Source organism: Halomonas sp. HK25 (assembly GCF_047795635.1).
In the GTDB taxonomy this organism is placed as follows: Bacteria; Pseudomonadota; Gammaproteobacteria; order Pseudomonadales; family Halomonadaceae; genus Halomonas.
In genome coordinates this window covers 1,815,870-1,838,753 of the sequence record NZ_CP181044.1, presented here as the reverse complement: position 1 = coordinate 1,838,753, position 22,884 = coordinate 1,815,870, and the positions used below count along the sequence as shown (strand labels likewise).

Sequence of the window (22,884 nt, the reverse complement as noted above, 5' to 3'; positions counted from 1 at the left end):
TGCCATAAAGCTAGCCGTAAAGAGAAGGCCGGCAGCAATGTTCGCTTTCCCGTTTCTCATTTTGACCTCCAAACGCTCATCGCGAGCGCCGCGTTCCACCCAACAGTCGCAGAGCGCACTGTTGAGCTTGAAGCAGGGGGATCGCCACGGCCTGCTCGAGCTATGAGCGGATGCTCCATAGTGATGATTTCGCCGCCGCGGGGTGGCGTGGCCGACAAAGAAGGAGGTTCAGCCTCCGTCAGCGGCGCCCAGTAGCGATCGACCTCGGCCTGGTCGGCGCAATCGATCTGGAAGGAGACCGCCTCGGTGAAGGGGAACTCCGTGCCGCCGTTGAGCCCCACGAAGCGTGCGCCGGAGAGGGTGAACTCCACGACCAGCACCATCCCGGCCGGCCCGCTCGGGGTGTCGGTCTGGGCGTAGTCATGGGTTGAAGCCTTGACCTCGATGATCGAGGCGTCACTTTTCCCTCTCGTCGCGGGAGGGGGGGTGTCGATTTTGCGTCGCCCCGAGCGACTCTCTCCTGCAAGCCACACAGGAGGATACGTCATGTCAGCGCACGATCTCACTCCCTCAGGCATCGTCTCCCGCGACGAGAGGGAAAAGTCGAGAAGGCGTATGCTTCGAGACGCTCGAGGGTCGCAACGAGACCGGCCCCCACCACAACCTGATGGACTGGGTGAAACGCCACGACGAAAACGAGCCGGCGAAATGACGTGTGCCCTGTCGAACCAGCGGGGTCTCGCTCGACCAGAGAGTGGACACCAATGCGGAGGAATCCCCCATGCTGCTGAACGCCTACCTCATCGTCGACGGCGACTCCCGCGCCGTCTTCGAGTTCTACCAGCGCTGCCTCGGCGGCGAGATCGTGTCACTGCATCCCTACTCGGAGGCGCCGTCATGAACGACCTGCCCCATCCGCCCATCGCCACCCGCGACGCCTGGCTGACCGCCCGCCGGGCCCTGCTGGCCGAGGAGAAGGCCCTGACGCACCAGATGGACGCGGTGAGTGCCGCGCGCCGGCGGCTGCCGATGGTGAAGCTCGACAAGGCCTACGTCTTCGACGGCCCGGACGGCAAGACCCGCCTGCTCGACCTGTTCGAGGGGCGGCGCCAGTTGATCGTCTACCACTTCATGTTCGACCCGGAGTGGGAGAAGGGCTGCAGCGGCTGCACGGGGTTCGTCAATGCCCTCGACGATCTCTCGTTGCTGCACGAGCGCGATACCAGCTTCGCGCTGGTCTCCCGGGCACCGCTGGTCAAGCTCCGGGCCTACCGGGCCGAGCAGGGTTGGCGCTGGCCCTGGGTGTCGTCGCTCGACAGCGACTTCAACTACGACTTCCACGTCACCCTCGACGCGGCCGTCGCGCCGCCCGTGTACAACTACCGCAGCCGGGAGGAACTCGAGGCACGCACCGGAGAGCCCCACTTCATGAGCGGTGAGGGCCACGGTCTCAGCGTCTTCTTCCGCCTGAGCGAGGAGGTCTTCCACAGCTACTCGACCTATGCCCGCGGCTGCGAGAGCCTCACCGACGCCTACGCCCTGCTCGACCGGACGCCCTACGGCCGCCAGGAAGACTTCGAGGACTCGCCGCCGGGCTGGCCCCAGCGGCCGACCTACGGCTGAGAGGTAACTGCGCGTAGAAGCGCTCGTCGCTGAACTGGTAGAGGTTGAACCAGCCGTCGTGACGCCGGTAGCGCAGCAGCGGCGAGCGCTCCAGCCGATACTCCCAGCGGCCATGGCGTACCTCGACGCCCGCCTCGAGCGGGATCGGCTTCCGTGGCCCCGCATTGCCGACGTCGACCAGCCACTGCCGCCCCGCCAGGGCGACATTGAGGATCGTATGCCCTCGCCCATCGCGTGGCCGATGTCCTGGCGGTGCTCGATGCCCTCGCCCTCGATCGCGTCCACTACCTGGGCTACTCCATGGGCGGCATCGCGCTCATGACCCGCCAAGCCCACCGCCTGACTAACCAGCTGCTGTCGTTTATCCCGGCATATCGCTTTATGCCGGTTTTGGTGTTCTGTGCACCTTGGCGTGAATCTGCTCTGCAGGAGGTTGGTTGTGCCGGCAGTTAGACGCATCGAGGAATAGCGGCCGAAGGACACCCTGGCCGCAGGAACCAGCACAAGATGCAAACTGACACATTACGATTCAAAAACCCACAAAGCCTACCTTGCGGGGTCCATCTACCGGACTAGACTTCCAGCATCGGTTCCTCACTGGGCTTAAATACTGAAACCTAATAGTCTTTTTCCCCACGCCGAACCGATATCAATGAATGCCTTGATGCTGAAAGATGAGAAAGGAAATATGGGAAGAAGACGTTGAATGCGTTCCCAATATCTCAACACTGGACCATAAGGAGAATGATATGAAATCTCTTTCCACCGCCCTGACCGGCTCACTCTTCACCCTCGCATTGCTGGCCCCCGGCGCTATGGCTTTAGCCGCCGAACACGAGGCCGAGACCACTGAAAGGCACGAGGCCGAGACCACTGAAATGCACATGGAAGCCAGCTTTGTGACGCACAAGAGCGCTGGGCACATGGAGTCCGACGACCTCGTAGGTTCCACCGTGAAGAGTACCGCCGAGGAAGATGAGGATATCGGCAGCGTCGATAAGCTGCTGATCGATGAATCCGGCCAGGTCACCGCTCTGGTGCTCAGCATTGGAGGCTTCCTGGGCATGGGCGAAAAGGACATCGCCATCGCCTGGGAATCACTCGACATCACCCACGAAGACGATGACCTGGTCATCCGTGTCAATGCGACCCAGGATGCCCTGGAGAATGCCCCCGAATATGAGGGCGAAGAGTAATGAAGTTGGAGTGCATGGCAACGCAGTAACTTTGCAGAGTTTTTCCTGTCCCGGGTGCTTTGCACCCGGTTTTTTTATTCAATGACACCCCGAAGAAAATCACTTATGATTTTCGCTGGGACTTCAACGACCAGGCTCACCGAATTCGCCTTGAAGCCATCCACACAGTTACGTCGTGTCGTCCTGGTCATGAGGTTTATCGGAGTGTCTGCCCCGACTGGACCTTTCGTGCTGCCCTCTGACGCCAGTGGTGTTATCCACGAGGTCGTCATGCGCTGTACAAAGAGCCGTAAGCTTATCGAGCGCTGGAAGATACGCTCAGCACCGTCACCGTGCCCAGAATCAGGCCCATGCCGACAAGCTGGATGCCGACCAGGCTTTCACTCAGCACCACGACCCCGAACAGCGATGCCGTGACCGGCTCGACCATGGCCACAATGGACGCCACGGCCGGTGCGGTATTGTTCAGCCCGACGATATAGAGAAAGAACGACACGCCTGCGCCGAGCACCCCCAGCACGGCGAACAGCGGCCAGCTCGGCGTGCTCAGCACCGCCAGGGTCTGGTCGGCATCACTCAGCCCGAACAGTATGAGGGCGAGGACCGAGAACGCGATGACGAGAATCGCCTGGGGGCTACCGTGGTGTGCCGCATATTTGAAGCCGAAGATGAAGATGGCATAGGACAGCCCGGCAAGCAGCCCGGCGGCGACGCCGAAGGGGGTGACTCCCCCCGTCCCGACCTCGTAGATGCGCGTCAGCAATACAATGCCCAGCATGACCATGGCAATCGCGGCCCACTTGAGCGGCGTGGGTCTTTCGAGCCTGAGGGCGAAGGAGACGAGAAAGACGAACACCGGGGCGCAGTACATCAGCGTCGCCGCCACCGCGACGCTACCCTCGGCGATGCTCATGAAATAGAAGGTGAAATTGCCGGCCACGCCGAGTCCAGCAATCACCGACCAGAACCATAATTGACGACTGGCCAACCCGCTGCGATGCGGGCGTAAGGCGAGCCAGATAAACACGAACACCAGCCCGATCGCGCCCCGGTAGAACGACACCACGAGAGAGTCCCAGCCGTCGGCCATCAGCATTCCGCCGATGCCGCCGGCCAGCCCCCAGAATAGCGCCGCCAATACCACGAACGCTGTACTGAATCTTGCCATATGGCCTCCTTGTGGCATTGGTAATCCCGCAGTTCGCTAATGCCGGGGGACTTTACCGCCAACGAAACGCCCCGCACCGGCGCAGTGCCGAATCGGGGCTTTGTGTGGGGGGGGCGGAGGCGGGGGGCGGTCTTCCCCTACCCCGCTATCAACGCCAGGCAGGCTCCCACCGGATCCTGAATCGCCGCATATTCGTACTCCCCATCCGCTCCTGGCATCACCTTGATGACCTTGCCTCACTCCTCCTGTACGCGACGGAGGCTGTCGGCTAGGTCGCCCACGGGCAGGTAGATCATCCAGACCGGCGGCAGCCCCACATTTGCGCCGCGCGCCTGGCAGACTCCCGCCGCCGGGTTGCCAGCTTCTCCGAGCAAGTTGTATTCGGCGTAACGCGCTCCGCCGTCCTCCATGTCGACGCGCTGCACGGAGCACTCGACGACCCGTCGATAGAAGTCCTGAGTTGCGGCGGCGTCGGGGACCGTCAGGTCGAGCCAGGCTATGCGTCCCACCGGCGCCGCCGCGCCGGGCACTGCCGCGCCGGCACCTGAGGCAATCGCCTCCGCAGGAACGACGGGGATGATCCCGAACGCCGCCGCATTCGGATCGAGCAGCACCGCCCACTGGCTCTGCCCATCGTCGCCCTTGGCATGCATCAGCACGCTCCCGCCCAGATCGAGCGCACGCTGCACACTGCTCGCCACATCGGCGACCTGGATGTGCGGCATCCACTGTAGCGGAAGGTGCGCATAATCAGCGCTGCGCGCGCCCAGGCCAATGATGGGCATGCCCAGGTTGTTCATCAGGTCATCCTCGCGCCACAGCGGATGCTCACCCGTGCTGAGCACACGCGAGTAGAAGCGCACCTCTCGCGCGTGTTGGGGAACGGCGATGTCGGCGCTGAAGACGGCGCCGACGCCTGGGACAAAGGGTCTGCTCATGTTGGCATCCGGGTTGGCATCGCATCAGTGTGGTATCGGGTGAGCATACAGTTCGAGTCGATCCTGGGGCTGCCTATTGCATGGGTCCGAACATGTTCCTCCCGAGGATCCAAGCCCCAACATTCTGGAAGCCTCGCGCGGCGAAGTCATCGTCAACCCCGGTCATGCCGCCCTCCTTGCCGAATAAGGCGCACTGTAGCGTGCGTGTTGGGATTAGCCACTGGTGCAGACCCTCTCCGCCAACGCCGAGTGGGTTGTCGATGCCTTGGTTCGGACCCACTCCGTATCCGTCAAGCGAGATGATGAAGCTCTCGACGCGTACTCGTGTCATCATTCCTCCTGGTCGATTTTGCAGTAACAGCCAATAGTCGAACGGTGAAAGAGAAAATCGACAGACCATCGCGGAGATTGCTACGGGGCGTCATTTCGATGCCGATGGCTAACTGGTCACGCTCTTCTTGGTAACCCATGCCCGTCTTCAGGCGCCTTAGTAATCAAGAGTAAACAGAGGTAATGTCGGGTGCAAAGCCGCGGTTGGTCGTAGGCGAGTTGCGATGGCCGATTCACCGGAGCTTGGCGGCCAGCCTGGGGTCGCCGAGGGTCTCGTTGAGCGCCACGGCGTCCCGGACGAGGCGGCGCACTCGCGCTGCCAGCCGGTGAGGGCCGCCGCATAGATATCGGGGTTCGTGGGGCGGTTCACGGATCTTCCAGCCCCAGTCGTTGGTGCCACTCGGCGATGCTCTCCTCGGGATAGCCGGCGAAGCACTTGTCGGTCTCGCGTGCCTCGACCTCCACCCAGCCGGCCTTGCTGTCGAGCAGCAGGTGGACCCGCTGGGGCGGGATCGGCAACTCGCTATCGATGGCCGAGGCGAAGGGGTGGACCAGCTCCGGCCAGTGGGGATCATAGACCCAGAGCGCCGAGGCGCAGTGCCGGCAGAAGTGGCGCTCGCCGGGGCTCTCCTCGCCGTCGATCACGGCGTGGTAGACACCCTTGTGCTCAGCGCCTTGGACCTCGAGCGTCTCGGCGCGCCCGCTCAGGTTGATGGCGTAGCCGCCGCCTCCGGCGGTCTTGCGGCAGATGGCGCAGTAGCAGCGCTGGTAGGGATAGGGATGCGGCGACTCGACGCGGAAACGCACCGCACCGCAGTGGCAGGAACCTTCGAGCAGCATGACGTCTCCTCCCGGGCATCGTGGCTGCTTCCAGTCTAGCGTTTCCCCATGGAGTGGCCCGGGAGGGGGAGTTCCGGCTGCTGTGGCCGGCTGAGTCAACTCTCCATCCGCGGTTCCAGGTAGTCCAGCAGCGCCTGTAGGCTCGGCATTCGGGCGTACTCGCTCTCGGGGATGTTCACCCCCAGGCGCTGGTGCACGGCGGCCAGCAGGTTCAGGGCGTCCATGGAGTCGAGGTCGTACTCGTCGCGCAGCCGGGCCCGGTCATCGAGGTGAGCGATGTCGATGTCCGGGGCGATGGCCGAGAGCTCCTCGAGCACGATGGCACGCAATTGGTCTCTGTTCACAGCGCCTCCGGGTGTTGCAGTTGGGCGTCGATCTCGTTGAGGAACAGGGCGCCCAGGTGACCGTCGCAGACGCGATGGTCGGCGGCCAGGCTGACGTCCACCGCCGGGCGAATCGCCAGCATCTCGTCCACCGCCAGCGGGCGCCGGCGCAGGGAGCCGAAGCCGATCATCGCCACCTGGGGCGGATGGATGACCCCGTAGACGGTGTCCACGCCGCGCTCACCCAGCGCCGTCACGGTGGCCGTGGCGCTGCCGAGCTCGGAGGCGCGCAGGCCGCCGCGGCGGGCGCGCTGCACCAGGTCCTGCAGGCGGCTCATCAGCGCCGGCAGGTCCAGCGTCGCGGCATCCCGAACCGCCGGGGCGATCAGGCCACCGCCCCGCAGGTGAATGGCCATGCCCAGGTCGACGCGCTCGGCCGGGTGGAAGCCCTGTTCGTCGTAATGACCGTTGAGGTCCGGGTAGCGCGCCAGCGCCCGGGCGGTCGCCTTCATGAACAGCGCGGCCATCAGCAGGCGGGCCTCGGGCGGCCGCTCGCGGTTGTAGTCGGCGAGCCAGCGCTCGGCGGCGTACAGGTCGAGGGTGGTGGCCAGGTAATAGTGGGGAATCTCGCGCTTGGCGCGGCTCATGGTGGCGGCGATGGCCTGGCGCATCTCGTCGCGGTCGAAGTCGCCGCCGCGCCTGGGCTCGGTCCGGGGCGCGGGCCGGGGCGTGCCGCCGGCGGCTTCCTGATCGATATCGCGCAGCACGATGGCGCCACCGGGCCCGCTGCCGCTCAGGGACTCCAGCGCCACGCCGAGCTCACGCGCCCGGCGGCGCGCGGCCGGCGAGGCCATTGCCCGGCCGCCCTCGGGGGCGGGTGCGATGACAGGCCCGGGGCCTTGCGGTGGCAGCGGCACCGGGGCGGGCGGCGGCTCCTCGGCTGGTTCGGGGACTGTTGCCTCGGCGGCGCCGGGCTCCGGTACGACACCGGGTCGCTCGTCGACTATCCGCTCGCCGCTGCCGATGCGGGCCAGGGGTGTGCCCACCGGCACCCGGGTATCGGGTTCCACGTAGCACTCCTCGACCACACCGCTCTCGAACACCTCCACGTCGATGGCGCCCTTGGCGGTCTCCACCACGGCGACGACCTGTCCCTTCTCCACCCGGTCGCCCGGCGCTACCTGCCACTCGACCAGGGTGCCCGCCTCCATGTCGGCCCCCAGCGAGGGCATCAGGAAATCGCTCACGGTGCGGCTCCCATGGCGCGGCGGGCCGCCGCCAGGATGTCCGCCACCTGGGGCAGCGCGGCGTTCTCCAGATGCCGCGGGTAGGGAATGGGGATCTCATCGGTGCAGACGCGCTCGATGGGTGCATCCAGCGCCCAGAAGGCCTGCTCGGCGAGGATCGCGGCGATCTCGCCGGCCAGGCTGCCGGTCTTCCAGCCCTCGTCGACGATCACCGCGCGGTGGGTGCGACCAACCGATGCGAGCAGCGTCGCGGTGTCCAGGGGACGCAGCACGCGAAGGTCCAACACCTCGGCCTCGATGCCCTCTTCGGCCAGGGTCTCGGCCGCGTCCAGGGTCTTGGGCAGGCTGCCGCCATAGGTAATCAGGCTGAGGTCGCGCCCCGGGCGGCGGATGGCGGCGCGCTCGATGTCCACGCCCTGTGGGCAGGGCGCCAGCCGGCCTTCGCGGTTGTAGAGCATCACGTGCTCGAAGATCAGCACCGGGTTGGGATCCTGCAGCGCCGACCAGAGCATGTAACGCGCATCCTCCAGGGTGCCGGGGGCCAGCACCTTGAGCCCCGGCACGTGGGCGTACCAGTTCTCCAGGCTGTGGGAGTGCTGGGCGGCCACCTGGCGGCCGGCGCCGGTGGCCATGCGGATCACCAGCGGCACGGAGAACTCGCCGCCGGACATGTGCAGCAGGGTGGCCGCGGCGTTGACGATCTGGTCCATGGCCAGCAGGCTGAAGTTCACCGTCATGATTTCGACGATGGGACGCGCCTCGCCGAGCGCCGCGCCGACGCCGGCGCCGGTGAAGCCGTTCTCCGACAGCGGGGTATCGCGGATGCGCTCGGGGCCGAAGCGCTCCAGCAGGCCGCGGCTGACCGCGTAGCAGCCGCCGTAGTGGCCGATGTCCTCGCCCATCAGGAAGGCGCGCTCGTCGTGCTCCAGGGCCTCGATCAGGCCGAGCCGGAAGGCCTCGCGGAAGCTCAGCTCCACGGGCTCGGACTCGGCGGCGGGCGGCGCCATCGGTGCGGCGGTTGCTTCACGATAGACGTACTCGAAGCGACTGGCCTCGGGCTCCCACTCCGCCGCCTCGGCGAAGGCCACGGCACGTTCCACCTCCGCGGCGATCTCGCCCTCCAGCGTCTCCAGCTCGCCCTCATGCAGGACCCCGGACTGCTGCATCCACTGCGACAGGCGCAGGATGGGGTCGCGCGTCTTCCACTCCGCCACCTCGGCCTTGTCGCGGTAGAGCTCCGGGTCGAACATCGAATGGGCGCGGAAGCGGTAGGTGCGGCACTCCCGGAAGCGCGGCCCCTCACCGGCGCGCAGCGCCGCCAGCAGCCGCGAACTGGCCGCCTCGACCCGCGCGATGTCCATGCCGTCGACGCACTCCGCGGGAACGCCCAGCGCCTCGGCCTTGAGGTGGAGCTCGGTCTGGGCATGGGAGTAGCGCAGTGCCGTGCCCATGGCATAGAGGTTGTTCTCGCAGACGAAGAGCACCGGCAGCTTCCACAGGGCCGCCAGGTTGAGGCTCTCGTGGAAGGCGCCCTCCGCGGCGGCGCCGTCGCCGAAGAAACAGACGGTGACCCGGCTGCGCCCGGCGAGCTTGTCCGCCAGGGCCAGGCCGACGGCCAGCGGCAGGCCGCCGCCGACGATGGCGTTGCCGCCGATGAAGCGGGCGGCGGCGTCGAAGAGGTGCATGGAGCCGCCGCGCCCCCTGCTGCAGCCGGCCTGCTTGCCGTACATCTCGGCTATCACCCGCTCCATGGGGATGCGGTTGAGCAGCGCATGGCCATGCTCCCGGTAGGTGGAGACCACCGCGTCGTCGGGGGTCAGCCCGTGCATCACCCCGGTGCCCACGGCCTCCTCGCCGATATAGACGTGCAGGAAGCCGCGGATCTTCTCTTGGGTATAGAGCTCCACACAGCGCTCCTCGAAGCGGCGGATGCGCAGCATCTGGCGCAGCAGGTCGAGCAGGTGCGCCCGGGACAGGCGCGGCTTGTCGGTCGAGGGCGTGGTCATTCCCGGCCTCCTTCCAGCGTCGAGGTATCGCCCTCCGGCAGCCCCAGTTCCCGGGCCCGCAGCAGGCGACGCATGATCTTGCCACTGCGCGTGCTGGGCAGGCGGTCGCGGAACTCCACCTGGCGGGGCGCCACGGCCGGCCCGAGGCGCTTGCGGGCCAGCCCCAGGATCTCCTTGCGCAGCGCTTCATTGGGCTCATGGCCCGGCTTGAGCGACACGAAGGCCTTGACCGTCTCGCCGGCGACCTCGTCGGGGATACCGATCACCCCGGCCTCGGCCACCGCCGGGTGCTCCATCAGCACGCTCTCCACCTCGAAGGGGCCGATCAGGTGCCCGGACGACTTGATCACGTCGTCAGCGCGGCCGATGAACCAGAAGTAGCCCTCCGCGTCGCGACGGGCCAGGTCGCCGGTGAGGTACCAGGCCCCGGCGAAGCACTGGCGGTAGCGCGCCGCCTCGTGGAGATAGCCGCGAAACATCGAGGGCCAGGGGGCCTTGAGCACCAGCTCGCCGGTCTCGTCCGGGTCATCGATCAGTTCGATGCCGGCGTCGGTGCGCCGCGCCACGCCCGCCTCGATGCCCGGCACGGGGCATCCCATGGAGCCGGGCTTGATCGGCATGCTGGCGTAGTTGGCGATCATGATCCCGCCGGTCTCGGTCTGCCACCAGTTGTCGTGGAACGGCAGCCCCAGGGTCTCCCGCCCCCAGTGAACGGCTTCCGGGTTGAGCGGCTCGCCCACGCTGGCGAGAAAACGCAGGCTCGAGAGATCATGCCGACGCGCCAGCTCCGGTCCGACCCTCATCAGCATGCGGATGGCGGTGGGCGCGGTGTACCAGACCGCCACCCGCTGCTCGTCGAGGATGCGGTACCAGCGCTCGGCGTCGAACTCCTCCTCGTCCACCACCAGGGTCACGCCGTTGGTAAGCGGCGCGATGATGCCGTAGGAGGTGCCGGTGACCCAGCCGGGATCGGCGGTTCACCAGTAGATATCCCCCGGATGCAGGTCCAGGGCGTAGTGGCCGGTGATGTGATGGGCCACCACGGCCTCGTGCACGTGGATGGCGCCCTTGGGGCGACCCGTGGTGCCGCTGGTGAAGTGCAGCAGCGCCGGGTCCTCCGCAGCCATGGGCCGAGTCGGGTAGTCCGGCGACTGCTCGCTCAGGGCCTGCGCAACATCCAGGGTGCCCCGAGGGGCCTCCTCCACCTCGCCGATCAACAGCACCTGCTTCACCGAGGGCATCTGGTGGAGCCAGTCGGCCAGCTTGCGCCGATAGAGGCGTTCGGTGGTGACGATGGCCACCGGCGCCCCGATCTCCACCCGCGAGCGGATCGGCTCCGGCCCGAAGGCGGAGAACAGCGGCGTGAAGACGCCACCATGCTTCAGTGTGCCCAGGGCGGCGACGTAGAGGTCGGGGATACGATGAGCCAGGCAGTAGACGCCGTCGCCGGGCTTGAGCCCCAGCGCCGCCAGCAGGTTGGCGAAGCGGTTGGCCCGCGCCGTGAGCTCACGATAGCTGATGTCGACGGGATCGCCCTCACGGGGCAGGAAGCGGATCGCCGTCTGCTCGGCGGTGGGGGTATCGAGGTGGCGGTCCAGGGCCACGTGGGCGATGTTGATGCCGCCACCGGGCATGGCGGGGAGCCAGGTTCGGGCGTCACGCCAGCTGAACGACGCGCGTGCGGCGGCGTAATCGGGCAGGGTCGGGGACAGGCGCATCGGCCACCTCCTGGGGTCGCCGTCTCAGGGACCTACACGGCGCCTCTCGAATAAAGCGTAGTGCCCTTTTTCGAAGCACCACCATGATGGAGGTCAAGAGAGCGCTTCCCGGGCAGGATGGCCCGCTCATCGCGCCCCGCAACGCAAAGTCCCCGAACCAGCGGCCTGGTTCGGGGGTTTTGTCATGACGGGCGAGGCCCTGGCAGTCAGCCTGGTGGCCGCGCCTTCGATCAGGCCGGCGCGCGCAGCCCCGCCCGGGCGGCGCGTGCGGCGTGCAGCTTCTGATAGCTCTCGATCAGGCGGTGATGCCGGTCGAGCCCTTCCAGGGCCATGCTGGTGGGCGTCAGGCCGTGGAAACGCACGCTGCCGTTCACCGAGCCCACCACCGCCTCCAGGGTCGCCTCGCCGAACATGCGCCCGAGGTTGAAGCGGAAGTCGTCGAGCTCCAACTCGTCATCCAGGGCGATCTCCAGCACCGCCTGCACCGCGCGGTAGAAGAGGTTGCGCTCCACGGTGTTGTCATTGAACTGCAGGAACATGCCGACCCGCTCCAGGGCCTCCTCGTGCTGTTCGAGCGCCAGGTTGATCAGCAGCTTCAGCTCGAGGAGGGTCAGCTGGCCCCAGACGGTGTTCTCGTCGAACTCGATGCCAATCAGGGTGATGATATCCATGTGCTCGTCGAGCTGGCTCTCCTCCAGTCGCTCCAGCAGCTCGACCAGCTGGCCGTCGCTCAGGCGGTGGAGGTTGAGAATATCCTCGCGGTACTGCAGCGCCACGTTGGTGTTGTCCCAGACGAGATCGTCCACCGGGTAGACCTCGGAGAACCCGGGCACCAGGATGCGGCACACCGGTGCGCCCAGGTCCTCATGCACGGCCATGTAGGCCTCCAACCCCATCTCCTCGAGCAGGCCGAACAGCGTCGCCGCCTCCTCCTGAGTACTGCTGGAAGTGCCGCGAGAGCCGCTGCCGGAGAAGTCCCAGTCGCTGAACGCGATGTCCGAGCGAGCGCTGAAGAAGCGCCAGGAGATCACGCCGGACGAGTCGATGAAGTGCTCGACGAAGTTGTTGGGCTCCGATACCTCCAGGGAGTTGAAGGTGGGCGGCAGGAAGTCGTTCAGGCCCTCGAAGCTGCGCCCCTGAAGCAGCTCGGTGAGGCTGCGCTCCAGCGCCACGTGGAAGCTGGGGTGGGCGCCGAAGGAAGCGAAGACGCCGCCGGTCTTGGGGTTCATCAGGGTGACGCACATCACCGGGAACTGCCCGCCGAGCGAGGCATCCTTGACCAGCACCGGGAAGCCCTGGGCCTCCAGCGCCTCGATGCCCTCGACGATCTCGGGGTAGCGCGCCAGCACCGCCTGGGGCACGTCGGGCAGCGCCAGCTCCTCCTCGATGATCTGCTTCTTCACCGCCCGCTCGAAGATCTCCGACAGGCACTGCACCTGGGCCTCGGCCAGGGTATTACCGGCGCTCATGCCGTTGCTGAGGTAGAGGTTCTCGATCAGGTTCGACGGGAAGTAGACCGTCTCGCCGTCGGACCGGCGCACGAACGGCAGCGAGACGATGCCGCGATCCGCGCGGCCGGAGTTGGTGTCGATCAGATGCGAGCCGCGCAGCTCCCCTTCCGGGTCATAGATCTCGCGGCAGTACTCATCGAGGATCTCCGCCGGCAGCGCGTCTTTCGGGCCCGGCTGGAACCACTTCTCGTTGGGATAGTGGACGAACTCGCTGTCCGCGATCGCCTCGCCGAAGAACTGATCGTTGTAGAAGAAGTTGCAGCTCAGGCGCTCGATGAACTCGCCCAGCGCGGAGCACAGCGCGCTCTCCTTGGTCGCCCCCTTGCCGTTGGTGAAGCACATCGGCGAGGCGGCGTCGCGGATATGCAGCGACCAGACGTGGGGCACGATATTCCGCCAGGAGGCGATCTCGATCTTCATGCCGAGCTCCGCCAGGTGGGCGGAGAGGTTGGCGATGGTCTTCTCCAGCGGCAGGTCCTTGCCCTCGATCCAGGTGCCTTGCTCGGCATTCGCCCCGCCCAGCGTCTTGCCCATCAACAGGGCCTGGGCGTCCTCGTCGATGTTCTCCACCACCTCGATCTGGAACTCGGGGCCGGTCTGCACCACCTTCTTCACCGTGCAGCGGTCGATGGAGCGCAGGATGCCCTGGCGGTCCTTCTCCGAGATATCTTCCGGCAGCTCGACCTGGATCTTGAAGATCTGCTGGTAGCGGTTCTCCGGGTCGACGATGTTGTTCTGCGACAGGCGGATGTTCTCGGTGGGGATATCCCGCGCGTTGCAGTAGACCTTGACGAAGTAGGCCGCACACATGGCCGAGGACGCCAGGAAGTAGTCGAAGGGCCCCGGCGCCGAGCCGTCACCCTTGTAGCGAATGGGCTGGTCGGAGATGACCGTGAAGTCGTCGAACTTGGCCTCCAGGCGGAGGTTGTCGAGATAGTTGACCTTGATTTCCATGGGACACCGGACGAGTTGGGCAGGGCGAGGGCGGAGAACCGGCCATTATCCAGCTTTTCCCGCCGGGCGTCATGGGCGCTTGACCAAAATTCACCAGTCTGCATCCGCACTTTCATCATATCGATGCGCCAAGTTCTTCAAAACGATGTAAACTAAGGGTGTCGCCTGCCCAGGAGAAGCCGCCATGTCCACTGCCGAGCTGCATGGGGTCGTCACCGAGGGCCTGGATCCCGCCGTCTTCGACGACACTGCCGAGTTCATCCGCACCGTGCGCCGCGGCGTGCCTGGCCAGCTAATCCGCGAGGCCATCGACGCCCTGGGTAACACGCCCGAGGCGCGGGAGCTGTTCGTGACCCTGCTGGAGACCACCTCCGGCAACCTGCACCGCTACTACAAGCGCGCCGCCCTGGGCCGCACCGCAAGCGAGGAGGTACTGGATACTCTGCGCCTGGTGCGCTACGCCCAGGCGGTATTCGATGATGCGGGAGTGGCCGCCGACTGGCTCGCCGCTCCGATTCCTGCCCTGGCCGGCGAGACACCCCTGGCGCTGTGCGACACCTTTCAGGGCCGCCAGCTGGTCAGAGACGCACTGGGCAAGATCGAGTACGGCGAGTTCAGCTGATGACGATGCGGCTCTACCGGATCGCCCCGGAATACTTCCTGGAGGTCTTTACCGGCACCGGCGCCAGCTACCGAGATGGCGCCCGCTGGAACCGGCCCGGTGACCCGGTGCTCTACTTCGCCGGCTCGCCAAGCCTGGCGATGCTGGAGATGAGCCACTACCTGCCCTCGCCCCGTCATGTGCCGGCCACCTACCAGCTGGGGGTCTACGAGGTGGCGAGCGCCGAGGCGGAGACGCTGGACCCTCACGTCCTTCCCGACGACTGGGCCGCCTTCCCCTACCCCGCCGCTACCCAAGCCATCGGCTCGGCGTGGCTGCGGGCTCGCCGCGAGTTGGTCCTGAGGGTGCCAAGCTGCGCGGTGCCTCGCGGTCTCGAGACGATCGCCCTGGTCAATCCGCTGCATGACGACATCGAGGGGCTGCGGCTGATCGAGGCAATCCCGGCGCGCTACAACCCCCGCGTCTTTCGGCAGCGCTGAGGGGCCCGGCCGGCCCACGCCAACAACGGCGGCTTCGCCTCGGTGCGCCGCGAGCCCGAGGCCTTCGACCTGAGCGACACGGCTGGCATTGCGCTCCTTGCTAGACCTCAACGCGCAGGGTCGACATGACACGGGCCTAGCCTCCGGCCATGAGGCGAGAGATCTTCCCGGCGGCCATGGGAGCGAGCAGAAAGGAACCGCTGAAAAATTTGTCTCTCAGCAAGGTTCGGAAACATGGCGATCACCCGTCGGCAATATGGAGGATGAAGCGTCCTTTCGCGCATCACGGGTCTATCTTGTGGATCACGCTCTCCAGCGGGCGGCACAGAGCGGCGTACCGTCTCCGTCACTGAGTATTGCTCAGGATGCCACCGGCGCCAGCGGGAAAGACAGCGCGCGTCATGACGTATCTCACCTACGCTGGAGACAGGCCCACCTAATGGAGGCATGACCGTGATCATCAAAGGATTCGTAATCAGCCTTATCCTCTTCGGCTCTGTCGGACTGGCCAGCGCCGACTACGCAGAGGGCATGCGCCACTATGAACGGCAGGAGTACCGCCAGGCACTGCAGGAATTCGGCGAAGCAGCCAGACGCGGCGATGCCGATGCTCAGTACATGCTGGGCCGCCTGTACGAGACCGGCAACGGGACCGCCCAGGATTTCGTGCAAGCCCACCAGTGGTACAACCTGGCCGCGGCCCGAGGTCACCGCCATTCCGCCGCGGCACGCGACTCGCTGGCCGAACGCATGACGAGCGGACAGGTCGCCGAGGCGCAGCAGGCGACACGCGGCTGGCAGCCGGAAGAGGCACCGTCTTCACAGGCAACACCCTCATCGCGGCCCGACATCGACACCCTGACGGATCGCGAAGGGGTGGCCGAGATACAGCGCGAACTCAATCGGCTCGGCTATGACGCCGGACCGGTGGATGGCGCCATGGGACGCCGCACCCGCAACGCGATACGCGAGTATCAGGCCGACATGGACATGGAACGAGACGGCCAGGCCACGGCCGACCTGCTGCGACGCCTGCGTCAGACCGAGCAGGAAGAGCTCGCGACACCCTCCGAGCCGCAACCCGCCACCGCGTCTCGGGTCGTGCTGGATGACGATTTCGACGACGGCGATTACCGCCGCAATCCCCCCTGGACGGTGCTCAGCGGCAACTTCGAGGTCAGTGAAAACGGGTTGCGCAGCATCGTGGAGACACGGCGGACGACCGCTCGTGAATCACGCAGGCTCAGCGCCGAGCGGCCTGAGGAGATCGGCCTGGCCATGCTGGAGCTGATCCTCGAGCAGTCCGGCACGATCCGACGGACCGAAGACGTGCCCATCCCCGTGGAGCCGGCCCGCATCTTCGTCAATGCCCCCGTCAACAACGCCTTCAGGATGGAATTCGAGCTCGCCTCTCGGCAGCGGCCTGGCAGCCTGGAACTGGGGGTCTTTCAGGGCAACCATCCCGACAGCACCGGCTATCGCCTGGTTTACTCTTCCGACTCGCGCCCGGGGCTCAGCCTACTCAGGCTGATTGACGGAAACGCCGAGGTCATCGCCCGCCTCGACGACACGCTCGACCTCGAAGACGGCCGCTTCCACCGCATCGTCTGGACCCGCGACGGGAATGGGGAGATGCAGGTCCACGTGGACGACCAGCGCTTGATGCGTGTCAGGGACCGCGGCCTGCGCGATCCCTTCCAGGGCGTCTTGCTGGCCAACCAGGGCGGCGACTACACCCTGCGTCGGATCAGACTGGAGGAGTAGGTGCGAACGGGCGACCCTCAGGTTACCGTGGCGGCGCTGGCCGAACGTGAGGTAACGGCAGACGACGCAATACAGGGAGAGCCCATGACCCACCTGATCGACTTCCAGAACGCCGGCGAGGCCGCCCGCTGGCGCGCCATCAACGATAACGTGATGGGCGGCATTTCCCGGGGCGGCATGCGGGTGAAGGCTGGCGTTGGCGTCTTCAGCGGCGAGACGTCGCTTGCCAACAACGGCGGCTTCGCCTCGGTGCGCCGCGAGTCCGAGGCCTTCGACCTGAGTGACGTGGCTGGCATTGCGCTCCGGGTGCGCGGTGATGGCCGCCGCTACCAGCTACGCCTCTATACCGACCAGCTGCCGGAGGGCGCGGCATACCGTGCGTCCTTCCAGCCCGCCGCCGACGAATGGCAGCGAATTGAGCTTTCCTGGCACGAATTCGAGCCGATGTTCCGCGGGCGACGACTGACTGATGTCCCGCCTATCGACCCCGCGGGGATTGAGCAGGTGGGACTGATGATCGTCGACCGCACCGCCGGGCCCTTTCGTCTGGAGGTGGCGTGGTTCGATACGCCTTGATGCGCCCCGAGTGCCAAAGGCTCGACTTTAGACCTAGGTCGAACATTGCTGGAGCGCCACGGCTCATCGTCGCATACATTCAATACGGGGTGTACCAGAGAGCACCTGCCGGGCCAAGGCCAGTCAGATCAAGCAGATGGGGGTTGTGGATCGCCGGCGTGAAGACGATTGACTTCCTATGGTCTAGTGTCAATGAAGGACATGGCCACGAGTGCCGGAAGAAGCCCTGGTCGCCAGTCCCGATTCGCAATGGCCGCTTACTCATGGAACCAGTTGGCATCTGACTGAGAGAAGGGTGTGGGTGCCTGAGCTAAAGCCGCACTGATGGGCTGCACCCAGGTACTAGACACTGTCTCGCTACTCACTGCCGGGAGATGTGACATGCCCATAGGAACAATTCTACTGATCATTGTGATACTGCTTCTGATCGGCGTGATACCTGCCTGGCCCCATAGCAGGGGATGGGGATACGCCCCCAGCGGGGGACTCGGGCTGGTATTGATCATCCTGCTCATACTGGTGTTAATGGGCAAGATATAGCCTTAGATCGTCCGCATATGGGGGCCCACCACCAGCACCATGATGACCATCCACAGCAGAAACAGGAGTACGAGCCCGGCCAGCACAGACGCCACCAGGCGCGGACAGCTGGCCGGGCTCTTCTGCCTCTGGGCGCGCAGCAGGACCACCCCGCCAACCGCCAACATGGCCGTCATCACGATCAGCGCGATGCTTGTCGTCATCGTCTAGGCCCGGGTGGCAACGGTCAGCAGGTAGCGATTCTCGACCACCGCCGTGCCGTCCGTCGCGCGGTTGTAACGGCCGAACACTGCCTGCAGCTCATCACGAAAGCGTTCGCGTGCGTCTTCGCCGGCGGCATCGGATGCCCGAATGGCGGGGCCAAAATAGCGCAGGAACACCTGGACGGCATGGTCTACGGAGCGGTAGTACTGCAGGGCCGTGCGCTCCTCGCTGCCGATAGCGCTGGTGCCGGCGCCGAGCAGCTCGTCGAGGCCGGCCGCGGTCCCCCAGCGCAACGGCGGGTGGAGCCCGGGCGGCGGGGGCATGTACTTGGCGTTGGTGGCAAAGAAGTCCCCGCTCCAGCCCTTCGGGATGGGGGTGGCCAGGCCGATGCGGCCGCCCAGGCGGCAGACCCGCAGCAGCTCCGAAGCGGCGCGGGCCTGGTCCGGCGCGAACTGCACCCCGTAGACGGAGAGCACGACATCGAAGTGGGCATCCGGAAACGGCAGCGCCTGGGCGTCGGCCACCTGGAAGTCCACGTCGAAGCCCTCGGCGGCCGCTCGCTGCCTGGCGCGCTCGATCAGCGCCGGAACATAGTCGATGCCCGTCACCTCGCAGTAGCGTCGCGCGGCGACCAGGGCGGCGGTCCCGCTGCCGCAGGCGATGTCCAGCACGCGCTCGCCGCCGTGGGGATCCACCGCGGTGCAGAGCGCCTCGGCCATGACGACGTTCTGGCGTGCGATCTCGTGAAAGTCGCCGGTGGCCCACACTTCCTGCTGGCGGGCGGTCACGGCCTGATAGTCAACATCCGGTTTCTGGCTCATGGGTACCTCCCTGCCACGATGATGCCCAAGGAAGACATCGTGGCCCTGCTTGTCTCGGCATCCCTTCAACGTAAGTTCAATCGTCGGCGGGCGGCAACCTTCTGCCCATGAACGTCACCGCCTCACCTCGCTCCGGGGTGGGACGAAAGCCGACATCGGCGGCCTCGATGAAGGGGGGCTCACCCCTGCGGCTCCGGCGCCTCCTGGCCCACCTGTTCCTTGGCGAACTGCTTGTGAGTGCCGTCGCAGTAGGGCGCATTGCCGGTCTGCTTGCACTGGCACAGTAAGGCCTCACCGCCCTCCTCGGCCGTGAAGACCCTGGGGCTGAAGCCCGTGCCCTTGTGGGAGCCGTCACAGAAGGGCTGCTTCTGCGAGTGGCCGCACACGCAGAAGGCGTACTTCTTGCCCTTCTCCAGCGTGACCGGCTTCGGCTGATTGTCGGCAATGACCGGCTGACTCATGGTGGTCTCCTGACATCGGGGGGGGGGTGAGAGATCAGTCTGGGTGCGGGCCGGCAACCTTGGCAATCGCGGTTGAATCAACGGGCCCGCCAAGAGCTGCACAGCTGCAGCATCCTTCAGCCCTGCCGCGAGACCCACTGCCCCGCCCGTTGCTCGGCACGGCCCTCCGCCTCCAGCTTGAGCAGGTGGGCCAGCATCGAGCGCTCCGCCACCCCCAGCCGCGCCTCCGGCACGTCGTCGTAGGCGTGGCGCGTTAGCACCTCAAGGCTTGCCGGCCCGTGGCGCGACAGGGCCCGGCGCACCTTGTGCTCCCGGGCCAGGCGATGGGTGACCAGGAAGTCGATGGCGGCGTGGGCCTCGCCGATCAAAAAGCCGTGACCCGGGGCGATGGTATCGAAGGATTCCTGGCCCAGAGCATGCAGGGCGGCGAGGTAGGCCGCCATGTCGCCATCCGGCGGGTTGATCACCACCGTGGAGCCCTGCATGACCTGGTCGCCGGCAAACAGCAGGCGCTGAGGCTCCAGCAGGTAGCAGAGGTGGTTGGAGGCGTGCCCCGGGGTGTGAAGGACTTTCAGCGGGCCGGCGGGCGTTTCGAAACGCTCGCCGTGGCCCGGCTGGTGATCCGGGCAGAAGGTGGCGTCCTGGCTGGCCCCGGCTGGGGGCGGAAGGCCAACCAGCTGCGCGCCGGTGCGCGCCTTGAGCCAGGCCGCCCCCGGCGAGTGGTCGATATGGGTGTGGGTGACCAGCACCCGGGATATCCGCCCTCCGCTCAGCGCCAGCAGCCGCTCCAGGTGGGCGCGATTATCGGGGCCGGGGTCGATCACCAGGTGTTCCCGGCCGTCGCTCAGCAAGTAGCTGTTGGTGCCGGAGCCGGTCATCACCCCCGGGTTGGGTGCAGTCACCCGGGTCACCCCCGGGGCCAGCGCAACCGCTCTGCCCGGCACGATCTCGGCACTGGCCGAGCCCTGGCGGTGCGGGTCCAGGCGGCGCACCTCCATGTAGGCCGGAGCATCCGGCTCCACCTGCCAGCCGGCGCCGCCCTTGCGGGCCGGCCAGGGGCGGCTCGGTCGCGGTGTCGGCGGGTTGGCGTGGGCATGGCGCAGCAGCGCCTCGGCGGTGGTGAAATCGGCGAGCAACCGCAGGGTGCGCAGGGTGGGATAGCCCAGCGCCAGCCGGCCATGGCGATGTGCGTCCAGGGCCTCGGCGGGCATCAACCAGGCGTGGGCAATGGTCTCACTGCCGTCGTGGCTCGCCTGCTGATCCGGCGGCGCCAGGGCCACGAAGAAGCGCGTATCGAAGCGCCTGGGCGCGCCCGGCGGCGTGACCCAGTGGCCCACGTAGGCCAGCCGGTCCAGCGGCAACACCAGCCCATGGAGCTCGCACAGCTCGCGGAAGCCGGTCTCCTCACGCCGCAGCGACTCGCGGCCCTCGGTGAGGATGGGGTGATCCCTCGGCGGCAGGCGCCCCTGCCCGTCCACGGCCAGCAACAGGCCCGCCTCTTCCAGGCACTCGCGCAGCGCGGCGATCATGAAGTCAGCCCCGCCCTCGTCGATGCTCAGGGTCTGGCTGATGGCGGCGTCACCGCACCCCAAGGCGCAGGCCCGCACGTCCGGGTCCCGGGGGTCCACGGCGCCGCCGGGAAAAACGAAGTAGCCGGGCAGGAAGGCCGCCTGCCAGGTGCGCTGCATCAGCAGGACCTCCAGCCCCCGGTCGCTGTCGCGCACCAAAGCGAGGGTCGCAGCGGGACGGATTGCCGTCATGCCGCCTCGACCCCCAGCGCGCGGATGAAGGGCGCCCCCTGGAAGATACGCGCCACCTCGCTCCGATAGTCGGGATTGGCCGGCGGAAAGTCGGAGGCATGGGTCATCATTGGGCTCCTTTGGGGGGTGGGATCAAGTACCAGCAATACCACGCCGGCCTCCCCCGGCCCATAAGCCCATAGGCCCATAGGCCCATAGGCATATGGTAAAGGGAAGTTTGAGAGCCCCCTCAGTGCGAGCCGTGTATCTGCATGCCGTGCAGGCCATGGTCAGGCACCAGGCTCGGCAGCCAGGCCGGCCCCACCATCACCAGCAGCCCGAGCAGGATCAGCGCGGCGCCGACCGGGCGCACCAGACGCGCACCGTGGCGCCCCAGCTTCTCGTAGAGCATCAAGGCGGCCAGTGGCGCCATCCAGGCCAGGTTGGCGATCCCGACCACGAACATCACCAGCATCAGCGCCCAGCAGCAGCCGAGGCAGAAGGCGCCGTGGCGCAGGCCGAGCCCGAAGCCGCCGGCCACCCCCCGTCGGTAGTGGTTGAGCAGGAAGGCGCGGGGCTGGCGACACTTGTCCAGGCAGCGCTCTTTCAGGGCAGAGAACTGGAAGGCCCCGGCGAGCACCAACACGCCGCCGGCCAGCCACTCGGGCCGGTGCTGCAACCAGTGCCAGTGCATCGCGAGCCCCTCCAGAAGGGCCATGGCGACAATCGCCGCCACGCCGAAACCGGTCCATACCACCAGGTAGCCGCTCAGAAAGCTCAGCCGGGCCAGCCGCGGGTGCGGCTGCCCCGCCGCCGCCTGGCGGTAGAGCTCGACCATGGGCAGGGTCGTCGGCAACATCATCGCCGCGATGTGCACCTGCCAGGCCACCAGGAACAGCGCCAGACTGCCCCAAACCGCCGTTCCGTCCCCCATCAGCCGGTGGTGGTGCACCCACTGCACCTCGCCGGTCAATTCGGAGACGATGGCCAGCACCCAGGCCAGCAGGATAGCCACCATGAGCAGGGGAGCGCGCGCCCAGGCGGGGCGCGCTCCAAAGATGGTACTCATGGTAGATGCTCCATCATCCAGCGGGTCTGGATGGTGTTGCGGCCGTCGAAGGACCACTCCATGCCGTGCTGAGGCAGGGTCACTCGGTAGCGCAGCGACTTGCCAAGATAGGCCGGCGAGCCCTTCACGGTGGTGAAGGCGCTGTCGTGCAGCGTCGCGGTGGTGCCGTCCGGCGAGGCCTGGATCGGCGAGAAGGCCGCCTCGAGCATGCCCTCGGCCTCCAGTCGCCCCTCGGCCTCACGGGCCTCGTGGATGATCGAGACGCGCTCGACAGCGACCAGTTCACCGACCAGGCTAGCCAGGTCGGCCAGCGGCCCGCCCAGCTTGCCACCGAAAGCATCCAGCAGGGCCTCGACCTGCTCATCGTTGGCGCGGTTGTCGACCAGCAGCACCGAGCGCCAGCCGCCGGCCAGGGCGTTGCCCGGGATATAGGCGACGTTAACCAGGGTCAGGCCAGAGAGGTCGATGCCCCGGGCCTCGCCCTTCTCCAGGTGGAAGGCGATCACCCCGAAGCACTCGCCTCCGTCCGGGTCCTCCCCGATGAAACAGGGGCAGGGTGCCGCACAGGAGCAGATCTCCAGCATGGTGCCTTCCAGGTGATAGCCCGCTGTCGTTGTTGTCGTGTTCATGTTGCACCTCCACCAGCGCAGGATTGGGTTGCCCGCATGGAGAGATGTCGTGAGCGGTCACGGCACCAGCCACGCCGGGGCATTCTCGCTCCACAGGTCACCTCGGTGCGACCAGATCCCTGGCAA

24 protein-coding genes and 1 pseudogene are annotated in these 22,884 nt (G+C 66.6%); 8 read left to right on the top strand and 17 right to left on the bottom strand.

What is annotated here, in order from left to right; all coding sequences use genetic code 11:
• Positions 1 to 56: 56 nt before the first annotated feature.
• Entirely contained in the window at positions 57 to 548 is a 492-nt protein-coding gene (locus ACM26W_RS08790) for a VOC family protein (RefSeq protein ID WP_416140452.1), read from the bottom strand.
• Between the two features lie 349 nt (positions 549 to 897).
• Between ACM26W_RS08790 and ACM26W_RS08785 the strand changes: the two genes are divergently transcribed.
• The gene (locus ACM26W_RS08785) at positions 898 to 1,623 is read left to right on the top strand and encodes a DUF899 domain-containing protein (protein ID WP_416140451.1); all 726 of its coding nucleotides are present in this window, start codon (positions 898 to 900) and stop codon (positions 1,621 to 1,623) included.
• Here the strand turns inward: ACM26W_RS08785 and ACM26W_RS08780 are convergent.
• Positions 1,523 to 1,804: a hypothetical protein gene (locus tag ACM26W_RS08780; protein ID WP_416140847.1), complete on the bottom strand. Its 282-nt coding sequence runs from the start codon at positions 1,802 to 1,804 to the stop codon at positions 1,523 to 1,525. The genes ACM26W_RS08785 and ACM26W_RS08780 overlap by 101 nt on opposite strands.
• Positions 1,805 to 1,857: 53 nt before the next feature.
• Between ACM26W_RS08780 and ACM26W_RS08775 the strand changes: the two genes are divergently transcribed.
• A complete protein-coding gene (locus ACM26W_RS08775) occupies positions 1,858 to 2,076 on the top strand; it encodes a hypothetical protein (RefSeq protein ID WP_416140450.1) in 219 nt (72 codons plus the stop codon).
• Between the two features lie 221 nt (positions 2,077 to 2,297).
• A complete protein-coding gene (locus tag ACM26W_RS08770; RefSeq protein WP_416140449.1) occupies positions 2,298 to 2,819 on the top strand; it encodes a PRC-barrel domain-containing protein in 522 nt (173 codons plus the stop codon).
• Between the two features lie 295 nt (positions 2,820 to 3,114).
• On the opposite strand, the gene ACM26W_RS08765 is transcribed toward ACM26W_RS08770, so the two are convergent.
• From ACM26W_RS08765 to ACM26W_RS08725, 9 genes and pseudogenes are all read right to left on the bottom strand, one after another.
• Positions 3,115 to 3,987 carry an EamA family transporter gene (locus tag ACM26W_RS08765; protein ID WP_416140448.1) on the bottom strand — a complete coding sequence of 291 codons (873 nt, stop codon included), beginning with the start codon at positions 3,985 to 3,987 and terminating at the stop codon, positions 3,115 to 3,117.
• A gap of 236 nt (positions 3,988 to 4,223) precedes the next feature.
• Positions 4,224 to 4,925, bottom strand: coding sequence for a VOC family protein (locus tag ACM26W_RS08760; protein ID WP_416140447.1), 702 nt, complete (start codon positions 4,923 to 4,925; stop codon positions 4,224 to 4,226).
• Between the two features lie 696 nt (positions 4,926 to 5,621).
• Entirely contained in the window at positions 5,622 to 6,095 is a 474-nt protein-coding gene (locus ACM26W_RS08755; protein WP_416140446.1) for a GFA family protein, read from the bottom strand.
• Positions 6,096 to 6,190: 95 nt separating this feature from the next.
• On the bottom strand, positions 6,191 to 6,439 hold the full coding sequence (locus ACM26W_RS08750) for an acyl carrier protein (protein ID WP_416140445.1): 249 nt from the start codon (positions 6,437 to 6,439) through the stop codon (positions 6,191 to 6,193).
• On the bottom strand, positions 6,436 to 7,665 hold the full coding sequence (locus ACM26W_RS08745) for a dihydrolipoamide acetyltransferase family protein (RefSeq protein ID WP_416140444.1): 1,230 nt from the start codon (positions 7,663 to 7,665) through the stop codon (positions 6,436 to 6,438). Before ACM26W_RS08745 ends, ACM26W_RS08750 begins: the two co-directional genes overlap by 4 nt.
• Positions 7,662 to 9,671: a pyruvate dehydrogenase (acetyl-transferring) E1 component subunit alpha gene (gene pdhA, locus ACM26W_RS08740; RefSeq protein ID WP_416140443.1), complete on the bottom strand. Its 2,010-nt coding sequence runs from the start codon at positions 9,669 to 9,671 to the stop codon at positions 7,662 to 7,664. Before pdhA ends, ACM26W_RS08745 begins: the two co-directional genes overlap by 4 nt.
• Positions 9,668 to 10,150 carry an AMP-binding enzyme gene (locus ACM26W_RS08735; RefSeq protein WP_416140846.1) on the bottom strand — a complete coding sequence of 161 codons (483 nt, stop codon included), beginning with the start codon at positions 10,148 to 10,150 and terminating at the stop codon, positions 9,668 to 9,670. The genes pdhA and ACM26W_RS08735 overlap by 4 nt, the downstream gene beginning before the upstream one ends.
• A pseudogene (locus ACM26W_RS08730) lies at positions 10,145 to 11,305 on the bottom strand (AMP-binding protein); the annotation flags it as partial. The pseudogene ACM26W_RS08730 and the gene ACM26W_RS08735, both read right to left, overlap by 6 nt.
• 314 nt (positions 11,306 to 11,619) lie before the next feature.
• A complete protein-coding gene (locus tag ACM26W_RS08725; protein WP_416140442.1) occupies positions 11,620 to 13,854 on the bottom strand; it encodes an OsmC domain/YcaO domain-containing protein in 2,235 nt (744 codons plus the stop codon).
• Between the two features lie 184 nt (positions 13,855 to 14,038).
• On the opposite strand from ACM26W_RS08725, the gene ACM26W_RS08720 reads away from it, so the two are divergent.
• From ACM26W_RS08720 to ACM26W_RS08700, 5 genes are all read left to right on the top strand, one after another.
• Positions 14,039 to 14,476: an antitoxin Xre/MbcA/ParS toxin-binding domain-containing protein gene (locus tag ACM26W_RS08720; RefSeq protein WP_416140441.1), complete on the top strand. Its 438-nt coding sequence runs from the start codon at positions 14,039 to 14,041 to the stop codon at positions 14,474 to 14,476.
• A complete protein-coding gene (locus ACM26W_RS08715) occupies positions 14,476 to 14,955 on the top strand; it encodes an RES family NAD+ phosphorylase (RefSeq protein ID WP_416140440.1) in 480 nt (159 codons plus the stop codon). The genes ACM26W_RS08720 and ACM26W_RS08715 overlap by 1 nt, the downstream gene beginning before the upstream one ends.
• A gap of 453 nt (positions 14,956 to 15,408) precedes the next feature.
• Positions 15,409 to 16,719 carry a peptidoglycan-binding protein gene (locus tag ACM26W_RS08710; RefSeq protein ID WP_416140439.1) on the top strand — a complete coding sequence of 437 codons (1,311 nt, stop codon included), beginning with the start codon at positions 15,409 to 15,411 and terminating at the stop codon, positions 16,717 to 16,719.
• Between the two features lie 84 nt (positions 16,720 to 16,803).
• On the top strand, positions 16,804 to 17,295 hold the full coding sequence (locus ACM26W_RS08705; RefSeq protein WP_416140438.1) for a CIA30 family protein: 492 nt from the start codon (positions 16,804 to 16,806) through the stop codon (positions 17,293 to 17,295).
• A 387-nt stretch (positions 17,296 to 17,682) separates the two neighbouring features.
• Positions 17,683 to 17,835 carry a DUF3309 family protein gene (locus ACM26W_RS08700; RefSeq protein ID WP_416140845.1) on the top strand — a complete coding sequence of 51 codons (153 nt, stop codon included), beginning with the start codon at positions 17,683 to 17,685 and terminating at the stop codon, positions 17,833 to 17,835.
• 2 nt (positions 17,836 to 17,837) lie between these two features.
• Here ACM26W_RS08700 and ACM26W_RS08695 read toward each other — a convergent pair whose 3' ends face one another.
• From ACM26W_RS08695 to ACM26W_RS08670, 6 genes are all read right to left on the bottom strand, one after another.
• Positions 17,838 to 18,038: a hypothetical protein gene (locus ACM26W_RS08695; RefSeq protein WP_416140437.1), complete on the bottom strand. Its 201-nt coding sequence runs from the start codon at positions 18,036 to 18,038 to the stop codon at positions 17,838 to 17,840.
• Positions 18,039 to 18,041: 3 nt separating this feature from the next.
• Positions 18,042 to 18,860 (bottom strand): class I SAM-dependent methyltransferase, encoded by an 819-nt coding sequence (locus ACM26W_RS08690; protein ID WP_416140436.1) that lies wholly within the window; start codon positions 18,858 to 18,860, stop codon positions 18,042 to 18,044.
• Between the two features lie 179 nt (positions 18,861 to 19,039).
• The gene (locus tag ACM26W_RS08685) at positions 19,040 to 19,321 is read right to left on the bottom strand and encodes a CDGSH iron-sulfur domain-containing protein (protein WP_416140435.1); all 282 of its coding nucleotides are present in this window, start codon (positions 19,319 to 19,321) and stop codon (positions 19,040 to 19,042) included.
• 116 nt (positions 19,322 to 19,437) lie between these two features.
• On the bottom strand, positions 19,438 to 21,081 hold the full coding sequence (locus ACM26W_RS08680; RefSeq protein WP_416140434.1) for an MBL fold metallo-hydrolase: 1,644 nt from the start codon (positions 21,079 to 21,081) through the stop codon (positions 19,438 to 19,440).
• A gap of 229 nt (positions 21,082 to 21,310) precedes the next feature.
• Positions 21,311 to 22,129: a DUF2182 domain-containing protein gene (locus tag ACM26W_RS08675; RefSeq protein WP_416140433.1), complete on the bottom strand. Its 819-nt coding sequence runs from the start codon at positions 22,127 to 22,129 to the stop codon at positions 21,311 to 21,313.
• Positions 22,126 to 22,758, bottom strand: coding sequence for a DUF1326 domain-containing protein (locus tag ACM26W_RS08670; RefSeq protein WP_416140432.1), 633 nt, complete (start codon positions 22,756 to 22,758; stop codon positions 22,126 to 22,128). Before ACM26W_RS08670 ends, ACM26W_RS08675 begins: the two co-directional genes overlap by 4 nt.
• Positions 22,759 to 22,884 lie beyond the last annotated feature (126 nt).

What these genes read in the sequence shown, in the direction of transcription:
- ACM26W_RS08680 (WP_416140434.1), bottom strand. Translation starts at nt 21,081, where the DNA reads ATGACGGCAATCCGTCCCGCTGCGACCCTCGCTTTGGTGCGCGACAGC.
- ACM26W_RS08690 (WP_416140436.1), bottom strand. Translation starts at nt 18,860, where the DNA reads ATGAGCCAGAAACCGGATGTTGACTATCAGGCCGTGACCGCCCGCCAG.
- ACM26W_RS08760 (WP_416140447.1), bottom strand. Translation starts at nt 4,925, where the DNA reads ATGAGCAGACCCTTTGTCCCAGGCGTCGGCGCCGTCTTCAGCGCCGAC.
- ACM26W_RS08675 (WP_416140433.1), bottom strand. Translation starts at nt 22,129, where the DNA reads ATGAGTACCATCTTTGGAGCGCGCCCCGCCTGGGCGCGCGCTCCCCTG.
- ACM26W_RS08715 (WP_416140440.1), top strand. Translation starts at nt 14,476, where the DNA reads ATGACGATGCGGCTCTACCGGATCGCCCCGGAATACTTCCTGGAGGTC.
- ACM26W_RS08755 (WP_416140446.1), bottom strand. Translation starts at nt 6,095, where the DNA reads ATGCTGCTCGAAGGTTCCTGCCACTGCGGTGCGGTGCGTTTCCGCGTC.
- pdhA (WP_416140443.1), bottom strand. Translation starts at nt 9,671, where the DNA reads ATGACCACGCCCTCGACCGACAAGCCGCGCCTGTCCCGGGCGCACCTG.
- ACM26W_RS08705 (WP_416140438.1), top strand. Translation starts at nt 16,804, where the DNA reads ATGACCCACCTGATCGACTTCCAGAACGCCGGCGAGGCCGCCCGCTGG.
- ACM26W_RS08695 (WP_416140437.1), bottom strand. Translation starts at nt 18,038, where the DNA reads ATGACGACAAGCATCGCGCTGATCGTGATGACGGCCATGTTGGCGGTT.
- ACM26W_RS08685 (WP_416140435.1), bottom strand. Translation starts at nt 19,321, where the DNA reads ATGAGTCAGCCGGTCATTGCCGACAATCAGCCGAAGCCGGTCACGCTG.
- ACM26W_RS08765 (WP_416140448.1), bottom strand. Translation starts at nt 3,987, where the DNA reads ATGGCAAGATTCAGTACAGCGTTCGTGGTATTGGCGGCGCTATTCTGG.
- ACM26W_RS08790 (WP_416140452.1), bottom strand. Translation starts at nt 548, where the DNA reads ATGACGTATCCTCCTGTGTGGCTTGCAGGAGAGAGTCGCTCGGGGCGA.
- ACM26W_RS08770 (WP_416140449.1), top strand. Translation starts at nt 2,298, where the DNA reads ATGAGAAAGGAAATATGGGAAGAAGACGTTGAATGCGTTCCCAATATC.
- ACM26W_RS08735 (WP_416140846.1), bottom strand. Translation starts at nt 10,150, where the DNA reads ATGTTTCGCGGCTATCTCCACGAGGCGGCGCGCTACCGCCAGTGCTTC.
- ACM26W_RS08720 (WP_416140441.1), top strand. Translation starts at nt 14,039, where the DNA reads ATGTCCACTGCCGAGCTGCATGGGGTCGTCACCGAGGGCCTGGATCCC.
- ACM26W_RS08670 (WP_416140432.1), bottom strand. Translation starts at nt 22,758, where the DNA reads ATGAACACGACAACAACGACAGCGGGCTATCACCTGGAAGGCACCATG.
- ACM26W_RS08785 (WP_416140451.1), top strand. Translation starts at nt 898, where the DNA reads ATGAACGACCTGCCCCATCCGCCCATCGCCACCCGCGACGCCTGGCTG.
- ACM26W_RS08725 (WP_416140442.1), bottom strand. Translation starts at nt 13,854, where the DNA reads ATGGAAATCAAGGTCAACTATCTCGACAACCTCCGCCTGGAGGCCAAG.